The sequence below is a fragment of the Luteococcus struthionis genome (assembly GCF_048595755.1).
Lineage (GTDB): Bacteria > Actinomycetota > Actinomycetes > Propionibacteriales > Propionibacteriaceae > Luteococcus.
This window is the reverse complement of record NZ_CP184360.1, coordinates 2,973,760-2,987,647: the sequence shown is the minus strand read 5'-3', so window position 1 is coordinate 2,987,647 and position 13,888 is coordinate 2,973,760. Positions and strand designations below refer to the sequence as shown.

Genomic DNA, 13,888 nt, shown 5'->3' with positions numbered 1-13,888 from the left:
GGAGACGAACTGCCTCATGTTTTCGGTCTCGGCCATGTGCCGCCGTCTTCGGCAGCGAGCACTCCACGTACCTCTGTCCGGGTCCTCAAAACCGTGAATCGTCGTTTGCCTGCGGGCCGGCGGTCCCGACCTGAATCGAATCCGGGTGATCCCGGCACAGGCAGTGCCGTCATTCCGTCCCACACCCGGGTCGCGAAAGGATTCCAGTGACAGAGAACCTCGCCGAGTCGTCCGGCACCCAGACCGTCAGCGGCCTCTCGGCCAAGAAGCTGCCCGAGTTGAAGGCGATGGCCTCCTCGATGGGCATCAGGACGACCGGCATGAAGAAGGCCGACATCGTCGCCGCGCTGGCCTCGGGAGGGCGATCGAGCGCTCCCGCCGCCACCAAGGCCGCCCGTAGCTCGGGGACCAATGAGAAGGCCGCGGCCGACGCAAAGTCGGGCGACCAGGGCGACAGCGCTTCCAGCCCACAGGCCCCCCAGCAGGACCAGAACGGTCAGCGGGACCAGAACGGTCAGCAGGGCCAGCAGGAGCAGAGCGGCCAGCAGGAGCGTCGCGCGCGTCGCCAGCGTCGGGGCGCCCAGGACAATGCGGCCGCCGAGCCGGTCGTCGAGCAGGCCAGCACCCAGGCGGAGCCTGACGTCAGCGCCGAGGTGGGCGCCCGACTGGCCGAGCTGAGCAACCAGAGCGGTCGGCAGCGTCGTCGTCGTGGCGGCCAGGAAGACCAGGGCGGTCAGGCTGCTGGCAACGATCAGGGGCAGAACCAGCAGGGCCAGAACCAGCAGGCCTCCGGCTCGAACGGCAACCAGAACCAGGGTGGCAACCAGAACCAGGGCCGCAACCAGAACAACCAGCGTGACTTCGACGACGAGGGTGGCAACAGCCGCCGTGGCCGTCGTCGTCGGCAGCGCGACCGGGGCAACCGCCGCAACCGCAACAACCAGAACATGGACCGCTACGAGGCCGAGCCGGTCATCAGCGAGGACGACGTCCTGCTCAACATTGGCGGCATCCTCGACGTGCTCGACAACTACGCCTTCGTCCGCACCTCGGGCTACCTGCCCGGGAGCAATGACGCCTATGTTTCGATGTCGATGGTGCGCAAGTACGGCCTGCGCCGCGGCGACGTCGTCACCGGCGCCATCCGTCAGCAGAAGGAGGGCGAGCGCAAGGAGAAGTACAACCCGCTGGTTCGCCTGGACACCATCAATGGTGCCGAACCCGAGCAGATGAAGAGCCGTCCGGACTTCAACAAGCTCACGCCGCTCTACCCGCAGGAGCGACTGCGTCTGGAGCATGGCCCCACCAACATGACCGGGCGCATCATCGACCTGGTCAGCCCGATCGGCAAGGGCCAGCGTGGTCTGATCGTCAGCCCCCCGAAGGCCGGCAAGACGATGATCATGCAGAACATCGCCAATGCCATCACCGCCAACAACCCAGAGGTGCACCTCATGGTGGTGCTCGTGGACGAGCGCCCCGAAGAGGTCACCGACTTCCAGCGCACCGTCTCGGGCGAGGTCATCGCCTCCACCTTCGACCGGCCTGCCGATGACCACACCACCATCAGTGAGCTCGCGATCGAACGCGCCAAGCGCCTGGTCGAGCTCGGTCACGACGTCGTGGTGCTGCTGGACGGCATCACCCGCCTTGGCCGTGCCTACAACCTGGCAGCCCCCGCCTCCGGTCGCATCCTGTCCGGTGGTGTCGACTCGGCGGCGCTGTACCCGCCCAAGAAGTTCTTCGGTGCCGCGCGAAACATCGAGGACGGCGGTTCGCTGACCATCCTGGCCACCGCGCTCATCGAGACCGGCTCCAAGATGGACGAGGTGATCTTCGAGGAGTTCAAGGGCACCGGCAACATGGAGCTGCGCCTCAAGCGCAACCTGGCCGACAAGCGCATCTTCCCGGCCATCGACGTGGACGCCTCCGGCACCCGTCGCGAGGAGCTGCTGCTGGGTCGCGAGGAGCTGGCCATCATCTGGAAGCTGCGTCGCGTGCTGTCCGGCATGGACGACCAGCAGGCGTTGGAGATGCTGCTCAAGCAGATGCGCAAGTCGCAGAACAACTCCGAATTCCTGGTGCAGATCAGCAAGACCACGCCGTCTGAGTAATAGAGCGAGGGGGACGACCCCCTCGGACCCCCGCGCTCCGCGTGCGTCCACCGTACGCTCCTGCCCGGTTTGGAGTTGGGCAGCAGTCGCGGCATAATTGATCGTCGGTGCCGGTTCACGCCCCTACGTCCATGTCAGGGCGACCCGGTGCAACAGACTTGAGGAGAAATGACATGAAGCAGGGAATTCATCCCGAGTACGTGGAGACCACGGTGACCTGCACCTGTGGCAACACGTTCACCACCAAGAGCACGAACAAGTCGGGCACCATGAGCGCCGACGTGTGCGCTGCCTGCCACCCCTTCTACACCGGCAAGCAGAAGATCCTCGACACCGGTGGTCGCGTGGCCCGCTTCGAGCGTCGTTACGCCAAGAAGAAGTAACTTCTTCGACGAGCGCTGGGCGGCAGGTATTCCTGCCTCCCAGCGCTCGTTTTTTCTATCCGGACGGGAAGAGAACCACGATGTTCGAACAGGCGGAGGGCCTGCGCCACGAGTTCGCAGCCCTGGAGCAGCAGATGGCCGATCCGGCGATCCACGCCGACGTGGCTCGCTCGCGCAAGGTGGGCCGCCGCTATGCCCAGCTCACCCCGATCGTGAAGGCACTGGCCGAGCACGAGCAGGTGGTCGACGATCTGGCCGCGGCCCGAGAACTGGCCCAGGTGGACGAGGTCTTCGCCGACGAGGCAGAGCAGCTGCAGCAACGACTCGACGTGCTCGTCGAGCGGCTCGAACGGCTGCTCGCTCCCCGGGACCCCCATGACGACCTGGACGCCCTGCTGGAGATCAAGTCGGGCGAAGGGGGTGAGGAGTCCGCGCTGTTCGCCGGTGACCTGCTGCGGATGTACAGCCGCTATGCCGAACACCAGGGCTGGAAGGTGGAGGTGCTCGACGAGCAGACCACAGACCTGGGCGGGTACAAGAGCGTGACGGTGGCGGTGAAGGCCACTGCCGGCAATGACCAGACCCCCTACGGTGCCCTGAAGTTCGAGGGGGGAGTGCACCGCGTTCAGCGCGTGCCCGTCACCGAGAGCCAGGGCCGAGTCCACACCTCCGCCGCGGGCGTGCTGGTGATGCCGGACGTCGACGATCCGGATGACGTCCACATCGCCGAGGAGGACCTGCGCATCGATGTCTACCGGGCTTCCGGCAAGGGAGGCCAGGGCGTCAACACCACCGACTCGGCGGTGCGCATCACCCACCTGCCCACCGGCGTGGTGGTGACCTGCCAGAACGAGCGCTCGCAATTGCAGAACAAGGAACAGGCGCTGCGCATCCTGCGCGCCCGGCTGGTCCAGCTGGCCGAGGACCAGGCGGCCAGCGATGCCTCGGCCGCCCGCCAGTCGCAGGTCCGTACCGTCGACCGCAGCGAACGGATCCGCACCTACAACTATCCCGAGAACCGTATTGCCGACCATCGGATCGGCTTCAAGGCCCACAACCTGGACACCGTGCTGGACGGCGAGCTGGGGCCCTTGGTCGAGGCGCTGCAGGCCGCCGACCTGGCCGAGCGGCTTGAGCAGGCGGGGCAGCAGTGAGCACTTCCGTGCGAGAGCTGCTCCGTACGGCGGTGGCCCAGCTCACCGCGGCGTCGAGCCCCTCGCCCGCCGCGGAGGCTCGCACCCTGCTCAGCCACGCCCTGGGGGTGGAACCACGCCAACTGGTGCTGGCCCCCTCCGCAACCCGGGAGCAGGCATCGCTCTTCGCTCACCTGGTCCAGCGGCGAGCCGAGGGCATCCCGGTCCAGCACCTCACGGGGGAGGCGTGGTTCCGCACGGTGCGCCTGGAGGTGGGGCCGGGTGTCTTCGTGCCCCGGCCAGAGACCGAGGTGATGGTCGGCTGGGCGCTGGAGCAGCTGTCGCGCGTGTCTGGCCCGATCGTCGTGGAACTGTGCGCCGGCAGCGGAGCGATCAGCAAGGCGATCGCGGCCGAGCTGCCGGGAGCACGCCAGTTCGCCGTCGAACTGGACCCGGTGGCCCACGACTGGGCACGACGCAACCTCGAAGGGACCGGGGTCCAGCTGGAACTGGGGGACATGGCGACGGCCTTTCCCGAACTGGACGGCACTGCAGACCTGGTCATCGCCAATCCGCCCTACATCCCGCTGGAGGCCTGGGAGTCGGTGGCGCCCGACGTACGAGACCATGACCCCGCTCTGGCGCTGTGGTCCGGTGACGACGGCCTGGACGCCACCCGGGTGGTGGCCCGCGTGGCGGCGCGGCTGCTGCGCCCCGGCGGCTGGGTGTGCTCGGAACACGCCGAGGTGCAGACCGACAGTGCCCCGGAGGTCTTCGTCCGCCACGGCGGCTTCGACCAGGTGCGCGACGAGCAGGACCTGACGGGGCGTCCTCGATTCGTGGTCGCCCGGCGCCGCTGAGCGCGCGGCATGGGTCATCGCGGCTGGCCATGGCAGGATGGTCTGGTGAGTGAGCAGGACCAGACCCCCGAAGCAGCAGCCGAGACCGCCGAGCAGATCGTCGACGACCAGCCCGAGACGCCCGCCGAGCCAGGCTGGCGCCGTTTCGACGTGGCAGCCGACACCTCCGGTGCGCTCTCCGCGGCGCAGGCCACGATCGCGACGGGCGAGTGCATCGTGCTGCCCACCGACACCGTCTACGGCATCGGAGCCGACGCCTTCTCCAGCGCGGCGGTCCAGGGCCTGCTCGACGCCAAGCGTCGCGGCCGCGACATGCCGCCACCGGTCCTGGTGGCCGAGACGGGCATGCTCGAAGCCCTGGCAGATGACCTGCCTTCCCACGCGCTGCGGCTCGCCGAGGAATTCTGGCCCGGTGCGTTGACCTTGATCGTGCCGGCCCAGAAGCACCTGCGGATGGACCTGGGGGAGACCCGCGGCACCATTGCCGTGCGAGTGCCCGACCACGACTTCACCCGCGACCTGTTGCGGCGCACCGGCCCACTGGCCGTCAGCTCGGCCAATGTCTCGGGCCAGCCCGCCTCCACCACCATCGATGCCGCCATCGAGCAGTTGGGCGGGGCCGTGGAGGTCTTCCTGGATGCCGGCCCCACCCCTGATGCGACTCCCTCGACGATCGTCGACTTCGTCAGCGAACCGCTGGGCAAGGTGGTGCGGATGGGCGCGATCGGCATGGAGCAGCTGCGGGCCGTCAATCCCTTCATCGTCGGCGAGGATGAGGACGAGGACGACCAACCGGACGGCCAGGACGCCCAGGGGGGCCCGGTCACCGACGACACGGGTGACGAGGACACGGCCAACTGAGATGCGCGAATACGCCCTGGTGCTGCTGACAGCCTTCGCCACCACCTACCTGTTGGCGGGCCTGTGTCGGCGGCTGGCACTGCAGACCGGTGCCGTGGCCAAGGTGCGTGATCGCGACGTGCACGCGGTCCCCATCCCCTACTTCGGTGGGCTGGCCATGCTCGGTGGCACCGCGGCGGCCTTCCTGCTGGCGGCGCAGCTGCCCTTCCTCGGCAGGCTGGCGGTGGTGCGCAATGACTCCGCGGCCATCCTGGTGGCCGGTGCCGTGATCTGTCTGGTCGGCGTCCTGGACGACATGCTCGACCTGCCGGCCAGCGTCAAGGCGGCCGGTCAGGTCCTGGCTGCGGGGATCGTGGTGCTCTACGGGGTGCGGATGTTCTGGATCGCGTTGCCCAACCGGATCATCGTGCTGGACACCGCCACGTCGGTGCTGATCACGGTGATCTTCATCTTCCTGTGCGTGAACGCCATCAACTTCGTCGACGGGCTGGACGGACTGGCCTCGGGGGTGGTGGCCATCGGTTCGCTGGCCTTCTTCAGCTACACCTACCTGCTGGCCCACGAGCAGGACCTCGTGCTGGCCACCACGGCCAGCCTGGTGACGGTGACCATTGGCGGTGTCTGCCTCGGATTCCTGCCGCACAACTACTTCCCGGCCCGGATGTTCATGGGGGACTCCGGGGCGATGCTGCTGGGCTTGCTGATGGCCGCCTCCACCCTGTCGCTCACCGGGCAGGTGGACTCGGCCGCGCTGAGCGCCCGTGGGGGAGGGCTGCTGCCCAGCTACCTGCCCATCATCCTGCCCTTCGCGATCATGGCCCTGCCCTTCCTGGACCTGGTGCTCGCCTATGCGCGACGCACCCGGGCCGGCACGTGGTGGTTCGTTGCCGACAAGAACCACCTGCACCATCGCTTGCTGCAGCGTGGGCATTCCCAGGTGCGGGCCTGCCTGCTGATGTACTTGTGGACCGCCGTGCTGAGCTTCGGCGTGGTGGCGGTGGGCGTGAGCCAGCGCTGGTGGGTGCTGGTGCTGGTGCTGCTGGTGGCGGCGGTGGCGGCCTGGTTGACTTGGGCAGTGCCGCACCGCAGGACGCGAGCCTGAGATGTTTCGACATCAAGAGACCTCTTGTGTTACGTTTCACAAGCACCTCGAGAGAGCTCTCGGGGGTCATTCCGGCAGACAGGAACCGACGACTGATGAGTGCGATGGCGATGCCTGAGCAGCCAGTTGCCGTGTGGCGTCTGCCCCATCTGTCCCTCTCCTTCCGGATGATGGGCGGTGCCCTCGTGGGCTCGCTCATCAGCACCGCGGCCGTGGCCGGCGTGGCTCTTGCCCTGGCGGGAACCACCGGGGCGGTCTCGGCACTGCTCGGCTCCGTCGCGGTGATCGCCTTCCTGGGTGGAGGCTCCCCGGTCCAGCTGGCCGCCATGGGGCAGGGCACGCAGCAGGCGGTGGGGATCGTGCTGATCTCCTATGTCTCCCGCGTGGCCATGCTCGGTCTGGTGCTGCTGGCGCTCGGCCCGGGGCGCAGCCACTGGGATCCGCATCCGCAGTCGGTGGTGGCGGCCGTCGTGGCCACCTCGCTGGCCTGGATCGTGGGGCTTGTCGTCACCCATATGCGGGCCAACGTGCCGGTCTACGACACGGAGTACATCCGTGTCCCGGAAGGCGGTGAATGAGGTGCCGCAAGGGGTTCGGACTGGTATAGTCCAGCACGAAATGGACGAGCATTCACAGCCCCGAATCACGGGTCGCCGGGCTCCAGAGAAGGGGCCTCGTGGTGACGAGGGGAATGTGGCTCTCAGCTATGTGCTCGCCGGAATGATCTTCTACGGTGGCCTCGGGTGGTTGGGTTCCCGCTACCTGCATCAAGCGTGGATGCTTCCCGCCGGACTGGTTGTCGGTGTGGTGGCAAGCATGTATCTCATCATCAAGCGCTACGGAAAGTCTGACGTGACCAAGAACTCCAGGGAAGTGGGCAAGTGATGCTGCACCTGTTGAATGCACTGCCGATGAATCTCGTTCCCATGGAGGGCGGGTGGAAGACCCCCGGAGTCGAGGACTTCCGTTTCGACGGCAACTACGGCATCGACTGGCTCACCAAGCCGGCAATCCAGGCCATTCTGGCGGCCATCATCGTGATCGGTTTCTGGCTGTGGGCCTCGAGCGGCCTCAAGGTCAAGCCGACCAAGAAGCAGGTCGTGATGGAGCGCGCCTACGAGTTCGTGCGCAATTCGATCGCGCGTGACACCCTGGGCCGCGATTACCGCAAGTTCCTGCCCTACCTGCTGGCACTGTTCAGCTTCATCCTGATCAATAACTGGTTCGGTGAGCTGTTCTTCTCCATGTTCCCGACCTTCTCCAACATCGGCTATGCCTACGGTCTGGCCATCGTGACCTTCCTGGTCTACGTGGGAGCCGGCATCGCCAAGCACGGTCTGGGCGGCTACCTCAAGCACAGCCTGATGCCCCCGGGTGTCCCGTGGTGGATCATGCCGCTGATCATCCCGCTGGAATTCCTGTCGAACTTCATCACCCGGCCGCTGACGCTGTCGATGCGACTTTTCGCCAACCTGTTCGCCGGTCACCTGGTGATCATGCTCTTCGTCGTGGGTGGCGCTTTCCTGCTGACCTACCCCGACAACCTGTTCTTCAATGTCTCCGGTGCGCTGTCGCTCGTCTTCAGCTTCGCCCTGCTCGGCCTTGAGCTCTTCATCGGCGCTCTGCAGGCCTACGTGTTCACTGTGTTGACCGCACAGTACGTCTCGTCCTCCATCGCGGACGAGCACTGACCCCTAGCTTTCTTCAAACGAAGAAAAACCCGAAAGGAACCACAATGCCCCTCATGGAAATCAGTGGCTCGATCAACGTCATCGGCTACGCCCTCGCTACCCTCGGCCCGGCCCTTGGCGTGGCCTGGATCTTCGCCTCCGTGATCAACGGCACCGCCCGCCAGCCTGAGGCCCGTGGCGCCATGTTCAGCACCGCCATGATCGGCTTCGCCGTGGTCGAGGCCCTGGCGCTGTTCGGCTTCGCCCTCGCCTTCGCCGTCAAGTAATGAGTCCTCTGATGGCGCCCGTGATTTGGGTGCCGCTGGAGTCTGCTCTGGGGCCGCTGTGGCCGCATCACCCGTCCGAGGCGATCATCGGCATCGTGCTGATCCTGATCATCACGGCGGTCTTCGCCAAGAAGGTGGTTCCCGCCTTCGAGACGATGTATGCGGAGCGCAGCGATGCCATCCAGGGCGGCATGGAGCGCGCCGAGCGCGCCCAGGCCGAGGCCGAGGCTGCTCGCCAGCAGTACGACGCCCAGCTCTCGTCGGCACGTGACGAAGCGGCCCAGATTCGCGAAGAGGCCAAGAACCAGGGCGCGCAGATCCTCGCGGAGATGCGCGACCAGGCCACCAAGGAATCGAATCGCATTCTGGAGACCGCACAGGCCAAGATCGCTGCAGAGCGTGAACAGGCCATGAACCAGTTGACCAGCGAAGTCGGTGGCCTGGCCACCACGCTGGCCGGCCGCATCGTCGGCGAGAGCCTCGACGACGACCAGCGTGTCCGCGCCACCGTCGACCGCTTCCTGGCCGACCTGGAGAGCCAGCCCGCCAGCACCGGGGGGCAGCAGGCATGACCCTGACTGCAACCGAAGAGGCCCGGCGCAGCGATCTGGACAAGGCTCTTGCTGACCAGTCCTTCGACGGTGCCACGCCGGGGGAGCTGTTCGCCGTCGTGGACGCGCTCGACTCGCAGTCGGCGCTGAAGCGAGCGCTGACCGATCCGGCCACCCCGGTCGAGGGTCGTCAGCAGCTGGCCGAGCGGTTGCTCGAGGGCAAGGTCGGCGGCCAGACGATCTGGATCGTCAAGCAGGCCGTCGCCCAGCGCTGGAAGTCCGGGCGCGGCCTGGCCGACGCTCTGGAGCGTCAGGCCGTGCGCGGTCAGCTCCGCCAGGCGCAGGATGCCGGACTGCTCGACGAAGTGGCCGAACAGCTGTTCGACTTCGTCAAGGTGGTGCGGGCCGACGGCGCCCTGCGGGAAGCACTGGATGACCGCACCAAGCCGCTCGAAGCGCGCCAGCAGCTGGTCCACCGGCTGCTCCAGGGCAAGGTACACGGCTGGGTCGAGGCGCTGGCTGCCCGCGCGGTGGCCGGTCGCGAACGCAACTTCGACCTGACGGCCCAGAACCATCTGGCCATCGCCTCGCAGCTGCGTGACCACAACCTTGCACGCGTGACGGTCGCCCGGCCCTTGTCGGACGACCAGGCGGCTCGCATGCGCAATGCCCTGGCCCGCATCCACGGCCGGGAGGTCGACCTCCAGGTCACCGTCGACCCGTCGGTGCTGGGTGGTGTTCGCGTGGAGCTCGGTGACGAGGTCTTCGAGGGCACCGTGTCCGGCCGACTTGACCAGGTGCACCAGCAGCTGTCCTGACGGACGGCTTGGGGCCAACCCACAATCCAGCGCTCCCTGGCGGGTGCGCACATCGAAAGAGTAGGGACGCAATGGCGGAACTGACGATTCGTCCGGACGAGATCCGCGACGCACTGGACTCGTTCGTCCAGAACTACACCCCCGCGGCGGCCGAGCGCGAAGAGGTCGGCACCGTGGTCACCTCGGGCGACGGCATTGCCCGCGTCGAGGGCCTGCCCTCCGTGATGGCCAACGAGCTGCTGAAGTTCGAGAACGGCACCACGGGCATCGCCCTGAACCTCGACACCCGTGAGATCGGCGTCGTGGTGCTCGGCAACTCCGAGGGCATCGAGGAGGGCTCCAAGGTGCGCGGCACCGGAGAGGTCCTGTCGATCCCCGTGGGCGAGGGCTACCTCGGCCGCACCGTCGACGCGATGGGCAATCCCGTCGACGGCCTCGGCGAGATCCAGAACCTCGAGGGACGTCGCGCCCTCGAGCTGCAGGCAGCCGGCGTGATGGACCGTCAGGAGGTGCGCGAGCCGCTGCAGACCGGCCTGAAGGCCATCGACGCGATGATCCCGATCGGCCGTGGCCAGCGCCAGCTGATCATCGGCGACCGCAAGACGGGCAAGACCGCCATTGCGATCGACACGATCATCAACCAGAAGTCCAACTGGGAGTCGGGCGACCCCAAGAAGCAGGTTCGCTGCATCTACGTCGCCGTCGGCCAGAAGGGCTCCACCGTCGCCGAGGTTCGCGGCGCGCTGGAGGAGGCCGGCGCGATGGAGTACACCACCATCGTGAACGCCTCGGCCTCGGATGCCGCCGGCTTCAAGTACATCGCTCCCTACGCGGGCTCGGCCATCGGCCAGCACTGGATGTACCAGGGCAAGCACGTCCTGATCATCTTCGACGACCTGACCAAGCAGGCCGAGGCCTACCGCGCCATGTCGCTGCTGCTGCGTCGTCCCCCGGGCCGTGAGGCCTACCCCGGCGACGTCTTCTACCTGCACAGCCGTCTGCTGGAGCGTTGCGCCAAGCTCTCCGACGAGCTGGGTGGTGGCTCGATGACCGGTCTGCCGATCATCGAGACCAAGGCCAATGACGTCTCGGCCTACATCCCCACCAACGTGATCTCGATCACCGACGGCCAGATCTTCCTGCAGTCCGACCTGTTCAACGCCAACCAGCGTCCCGCCGTGGACGTCGGCATCTCGGTCTCCCGAGTTGGTGGCGCGGCCCAGATCAAGGCCATGAAGAAGGTCGCCGGCACGCTCAAGATCAGCCTGGCCCAGTACCGCGACATGCAGGCCTTCGCGATGTTCGCCTCCGACCTGGACGAGACCTCGCGTCGTCAGCTGGATCGTGGCGCCCGCCTGGTGGAGCTGCTGCGTCAGAAGAACTACGAGCCCTATGCGGTCGAGGACCAGGTCATCAGCGTGTGGGCCGGCACCAACGGCCACTTCGACGAGGTTCCCGTCGAGGACACGCTGCGCTTCGAGCAGGAACTGCTGGAGCACCTGCGTCGCAACACGCCGATCCTGTCGACCATCGCCGAGACCAAGCAGTTCGACGATGACTCGGCCAAGGCTGCTGCTGACGAGATCGCCAAGTTCAAGCAGGGCTTCCGCACCTCTGACGGCCGCACGCTGGCCGAGATCAATGCTCCGGTCGAGAAGAAGGACGTCTCGAACGAGCAGATCGTCGTGAAGCGGAGCTGAGCGCATGCCGGCAAGCCTGAGGGAATTGCGCCAGAGGAAGGCCTCTGTCGCATCGACCAAGAAGATCACCAAGGCGATGGAGCTCATCGCGGCTTCGCGCATCGTGAAGGCGGACCGCGCTGCTCGCGCGGCCCTGCCGTACACGAGCGTGCTGAACCGCGCCGTGGCCGCAGTCGCCCAGCACACCGACATCGACCACCCGCTGACGCTGGAGCCGGAGCAGCGTCGTCGCGCCGCTGTCGTGTTGTTCACCTCGGACCGAGGGCTGGCCGGTGGCTACTCGTCCAGCGCCATCAAGCAGGCGCTGCGGTTGAAGGAGAAGCTGGAGTCCGAGGGGCTCGAGGTTGTCCTCTACACCAGCGGTCGCAAGGCCGCCGACTTCCTGCGCTTCCGGGACATCCCGGTGGAGCAGGAGTGGACGGGCTACACCGACAACCCCAGCTATGACGATGCCGTGGCCATCAGCGACGTCGTCCTGGACACCTTCCTCAAGCCGTACGAGGAGGGTGGCGCCGATGAGGTCTACGCCGTCTACACCCGCATGGTCTCGATGCTCGTGCAGGAGCCCCGTATTCGTCGGGTGCTCCCGATCGAGGTGGTCGAGGAGGGTGAGGATGCCGAGAAGGCCATCGACGGTGGCCAGACGCTGGAGTACGCCTTCGAGCCGGATCCCGAGAGCGTGCTCGACGAGCTGCTCGGTCTCTACGTTCGCAACCGCATCTGGTTCTACCTGTTGGAGTCGGCAGCTTCCGAGCTGGCGAGCCGACAGAAGGCCATGAAGTCGGCCTCGGACAACGCGCAGCAGCTGATCAACAGCCTGACCACCGAGATCAACCAGGCACGTCAGGCCCAGATCACCCAGGAAATCACCGAAATCGTCGGCGGCGCCTCGGCGCTGACCGAGGCCGACCAGGCCGAGTGAGCGAGGAAGTACGAAAATGACTGACACCCTTGTCAATCCCCAGACCGAGCAGCAGGCCGGTGCCACCGGTCGTGTTGCCCGGGTCATCGGCCCGGTGGTGGACGTCGAGTTCCCCGCCGACGCCATGCCCGACATCATGAACGCGCTGACCGTCAACATCGATGACATCGGTGCCGAGGCCGGTCAGAAGCGCACCTTCACCCTCGAGGTGGCCCTGCACGTGGGCGACAACATCGTCCGCGCCATCGCGCTGAAGCCCACCGACGGTCTGCGCCGCGGCGATGCCGTCGTCGACACCGGTGCGCCGATCAGCGTTCCCGTCGGTGACGTCACCAAGGGTCGCGTGTGGAATGTGACCGGCGACTGCCTCAACGAGGATCTCACCGCCAATGGCGTCGAGATCAACGAGCGCTGGCCCATCCACCGCGATGCGCCCACCTTCGACCAGCTCGAGAGCAAGACCGAGATGCTGCACACCGGCATCAAGGTGCTCGACCTGCTGACCCCGTACGTGCAGGGCGGCAAGATCGGCCTGTTCGGTGGCGCCGGCGTGGGCAAGACGGTGCTCATCCAGGAGATGATCTACCGCATCGCCCACAACTTCGGTGGCACCTCGGTCTTCGCCGGTGTGGGTGAGCGCACCCGTGAGGGCAACGACCTCATCATGGAAATGGACGAGGCCGGCGTCTTCAAGGACACCGCACTGGTCTTCGGCCAGATGGACGAGCCCCCGGGCACCCGTCTGCGCGTCGCCCTGTCGGCCCTGACCATGGCGGAGTACTTCCGTGATGTGCAGAACCAGGACGTGCTGCTGTTCATCGACAACATCTTCCGCTTCACCCAGGCCGGTTCCGAGGTCTCGACCCTGCTGGGTCGCATGCCCTCCGCCGTGGGCTACCAGCCCAACCTGGCTGACGAGATGGGACAGCTGCAGGAGCGAATCACCTCGGTGCGTGGTCACTCGATCACCTCGATGCAGGCCATCTACGTGCCCGCCGACGACTACACCGACCCGGCTCCCGCCACCACCTTCGCGCACCTGGATGCCACCACCGAGCTCAGCCGTGACATTGCCTCGCGTGGTCTGTACCCGGCCGTGGACCCGCTCACCTCGTCGTCGCGCATCCTGGACCCGCAGTACGTGGGTCAGGACCACTACGACACCGCGGTGCACGTCAAGCAGATCCTCCAGCGCAACAAGGAGCTGCAGGACATCATCGCCATCCTGGGCGTCGACGAGCTGAGCGAAGAGGACAAGATCACGGTGAACCGTGCTCGTCGTATCCAGCAGTTCCTGAGCCAGAACACCTACATGGCCACCAAGTTCACCGGCGTCGAGGGTTCCACCGTGGACCTGAAGGACACCATCGAGTCGTTCAAGATGATCTGCAATGGCGATGTGGACCACATCCCCGAGCAGGCCTTCTTCAACGTCGGTGGCATGGACGACGTCGAGCGTCAGTGGCACGAACTGCAGAAGGGTTGAT

At 66.5% G+C, this 13,888-nt stretch carries 15 protein-coding genes; all 15 read left to right on the top strand.

Features of this window, described 5'->3' with window-relative positions; genetic code table 11:
- Window positions 1-206: 206 nt before the first annotated feature.
- The 15 genes from rho to atpD all read left to right on the top strand — a co-directional run bounded on the left by rho (window position 207) and on the right by atpD (window position 13,887).
- Window positions 207-2,114, top strand: coding sequence for a transcription termination factor Rho (gene rho / locus ACOAMO_RS13935; protein WP_420175345.1), 1,908 nt, complete (start codon window positions 207-209; stop codon window positions 2,112-2,114).
- Window positions 2,115-2,287: 173 nt separating this feature from the next.
- Entirely contained in the window at window positions 2,288-2,497 is a 210-nt protein-coding gene (gene rpmE / locus ACOAMO_RS13930; RefSeq protein WP_420175344.1) for a 50S ribosomal protein L31, read from the top strand.
- A gap of 80 nt (window positions 2,498-2,577) precedes the next feature.
- Window positions 2,578-3,651, top strand: coding sequence for a peptide chain release factor 1 (prfA, locus tag ACOAMO_RS13925; RefSeq protein ID WP_420175343.1), 1,074 nt, complete (start codon window positions 2,578-2,580; stop codon window positions 3,649-3,651).
- A complete protein-coding gene (gene prmC, locus ACOAMO_RS13920; RefSeq protein WP_420175342.1) occupies window positions 3,648-4,490 on the top strand; it encodes a peptide chain release factor N(5)-glutamine methyltransferase in 843 nt (280 codons plus the stop codon). Before prfA ends, prmC begins: the two co-directional genes overlap by 4 nt.
- A 45-nt stretch (window positions 4,491-4,535) precedes the next feature.
- Window positions 4,536-5,351, top strand: coding sequence for an L-threonylcarbamoyladenylate synthase (locus ACOAMO_RS13915; RefSeq protein ID WP_420175341.1), 816 nt, complete (start codon window positions 4,536-4,538; stop codon window positions 5,349-5,351).
- A 1-nt stretch (window position 5,352) separates the two neighbouring features.
- The gene (locus ACOAMO_RS13910) at window positions 5,353-6,453 is read left to right on the top strand and encodes an MraY family glycosyltransferase (RefSeq protein ID WP_420175340.1); all 1,101 of its coding nucleotides are present in this window, start codon (window positions 5,353-5,355) and stop codon (window positions 6,451-6,453) included.
- Window positions 6,454-6,563: 110 nt separating this feature from the next.
- Entirely contained in the window at window positions 6,564-7,031 is a 468-nt protein-coding gene (locus ACOAMO_RS13905; protein WP_420175339.1) for a hypothetical protein, read from the top strand.
- Window positions 7,032-7,071: 40 nt separating this feature from the next.
- On the top strand, window positions 7,072-7,338 hold the full coding sequence (locus ACOAMO_RS13900; RefSeq protein ID WP_420175338.1) for a hypothetical protein: 267 nt from the start codon (window positions 7,072-7,074) through the stop codon (window positions 7,336-7,338).
- A gap of 26 nt (window positions 7,339-7,364) precedes the next feature.
- Window positions 7,365-8,144 (top strand): F0F1 ATP synthase subunit A, encoded by a 780-nt coding sequence (gene atpB, locus ACOAMO_RS13895; RefSeq protein WP_420175337.1) that lies wholly within the window; start codon window positions 7,365-7,367, stop codon window positions 8,142-8,144.
- A 53-nt stretch (window positions 8,145-8,197) separates the two neighbouring features.
- Complete coding sequence (locus ACOAMO_RS13890) at window positions 8,198-8,410, top strand: ATP synthase F0 subunit C (RefSeq protein WP_342091259.1); 213 nt, start codon at window positions 8,198-8,200, stop codon at window positions 8,408-8,410.
- An 11-nt stretch (window positions 8,411-8,421) separates the two neighbouring features.
- Window positions 8,422-8,982 (top strand): F0F1 ATP synthase subunit B, encoded by a 561-nt coding sequence (locus ACOAMO_RS13885; RefSeq protein ID WP_420175336.1) that lies wholly within the window; start codon window positions 8,422-8,424, stop codon window positions 8,980-8,982.
- Complete coding sequence (locus ACOAMO_RS13880; protein WP_420175335.1) at window positions 8,979-9,779, top strand: F0F1 ATP synthase subunit delta; 801 nt, start codon at window positions 8,979-8,981, stop codon at window positions 9,777-9,779. The genes ACOAMO_RS13885 and ACOAMO_RS13880 overlap by 4 nt, the downstream gene beginning before the upstream one ends.
- Window positions 9,780-9,850: 71 nt before the next feature.
- Window positions 9,851-11,479, top strand: coding sequence for a F0F1 ATP synthase subunit alpha (gene atpA, locus ACOAMO_RS13875; RefSeq protein WP_420175334.1), 1,629 nt, complete (start codon window positions 9,851-9,853; stop codon window positions 11,477-11,479).
- 4 nt (window positions 11,480-11,483) lie between these two features.
- The gene (locus ACOAMO_RS13870; RefSeq protein ID WP_420175333.1) at window positions 11,484-12,401 is read left to right on the top strand and encodes a F0F1 ATP synthase subunit gamma; all 918 of its coding nucleotides are present in this window, start codon (window positions 11,484-11,486) and stop codon (window positions 12,399-12,401) included.
- 16 nt (window positions 12,402-12,417) lie between these two features.
- On the top strand, window positions 12,418-13,887 hold the full coding sequence (gene atpD / locus ACOAMO_RS13865; RefSeq protein WP_420175332.1) for a F0F1 ATP synthase subunit beta: 1,470 nt from the start codon (window positions 12,418-12,420) through the stop codon (window positions 13,885-13,887).
- Window position 13,888 lies beyond the last annotated feature (1 nt).

Bases quoted from the DNA above. Each gene is read 5' to 3' on its own strand.
- ACOAMO_RS13890 (WP_342091259.1), top strand. From the start codon at position 8,198: ATGGAAATCAGTGGCTCGATCAACGTCATCGGCTACGCCCTCGCTACC.
- atpA (WP_420175334.1), top strand. From the start codon at position 9,851: ATGGCGGAACTGACGATTCGTCCGGACGAGATCCGCGACGCACTGGAC.
- ACOAMO_RS13880 (WP_420175335.1), top strand. From the start codon at position 8,979: ATGACCCTGACTGCAACCGAAGAGGCCCGGCGCAGCGATCTGGACAAG.
- ACOAMO_RS13910 (WP_420175340.1), top strand. From the start codon at position 5,353: ATGCGCGAATACGCCCTGGTGCTGCTGACAGCCTTCGCCACCACCTAC.
- atpB (WP_420175337.1), top strand. From the start codon at position 7,365: ATGAATCTCGTTCCCATGGAGGGCGGGTGGAAGACCCCCGGAGTCGAG.
- ACOAMO_RS13900 (WP_420175338.1), top strand. From the start codon at position 7,072: ATGGACGAGCATTCACAGCCCCGAATCACGGGTCGCCGGGCTCCAGAG.
- ACOAMO_RS13905 (WP_420175339.1), top strand. From the start codon at position 6,564: ATGCCTGAGCAGCCAGTTGCCGTGTGGCGTCTGCCCCATCTGTCCCTC.
- rpmE (WP_420175344.1), top strand. From the start codon at position 2,288: ATGAAGCAGGGAATTCATCCCGAGTACGTGGAGACCACGGTGACCTGC.
- atpD (WP_420175332.1), top strand. From the start codon at position 12,418: ATGACTGACACCCTTGTCAATCCCCAGACCGAGCAGCAGGCCGGTGCC.
- ACOAMO_RS13870 (WP_420175333.1), top strand. From the start codon at position 11,484: ATGCCGGCAAGCCTGAGGGAATTGCGCCAGAGGAAGGCCTCTGTCGCA.
- prfA (WP_420175343.1), top strand. From the start codon at position 2,578: ATGTTCGAACAGGCGGAGGGCCTGCGCCACGAGTTCGCAGCCCTGGAG.
- ACOAMO_RS13885 (WP_420175336.1), top strand. From the start codon at position 8,422: ATGGCGCCCGTGATTTGGGTGCCGCTGGAGTCTGCTCTGGGGCCGCTG.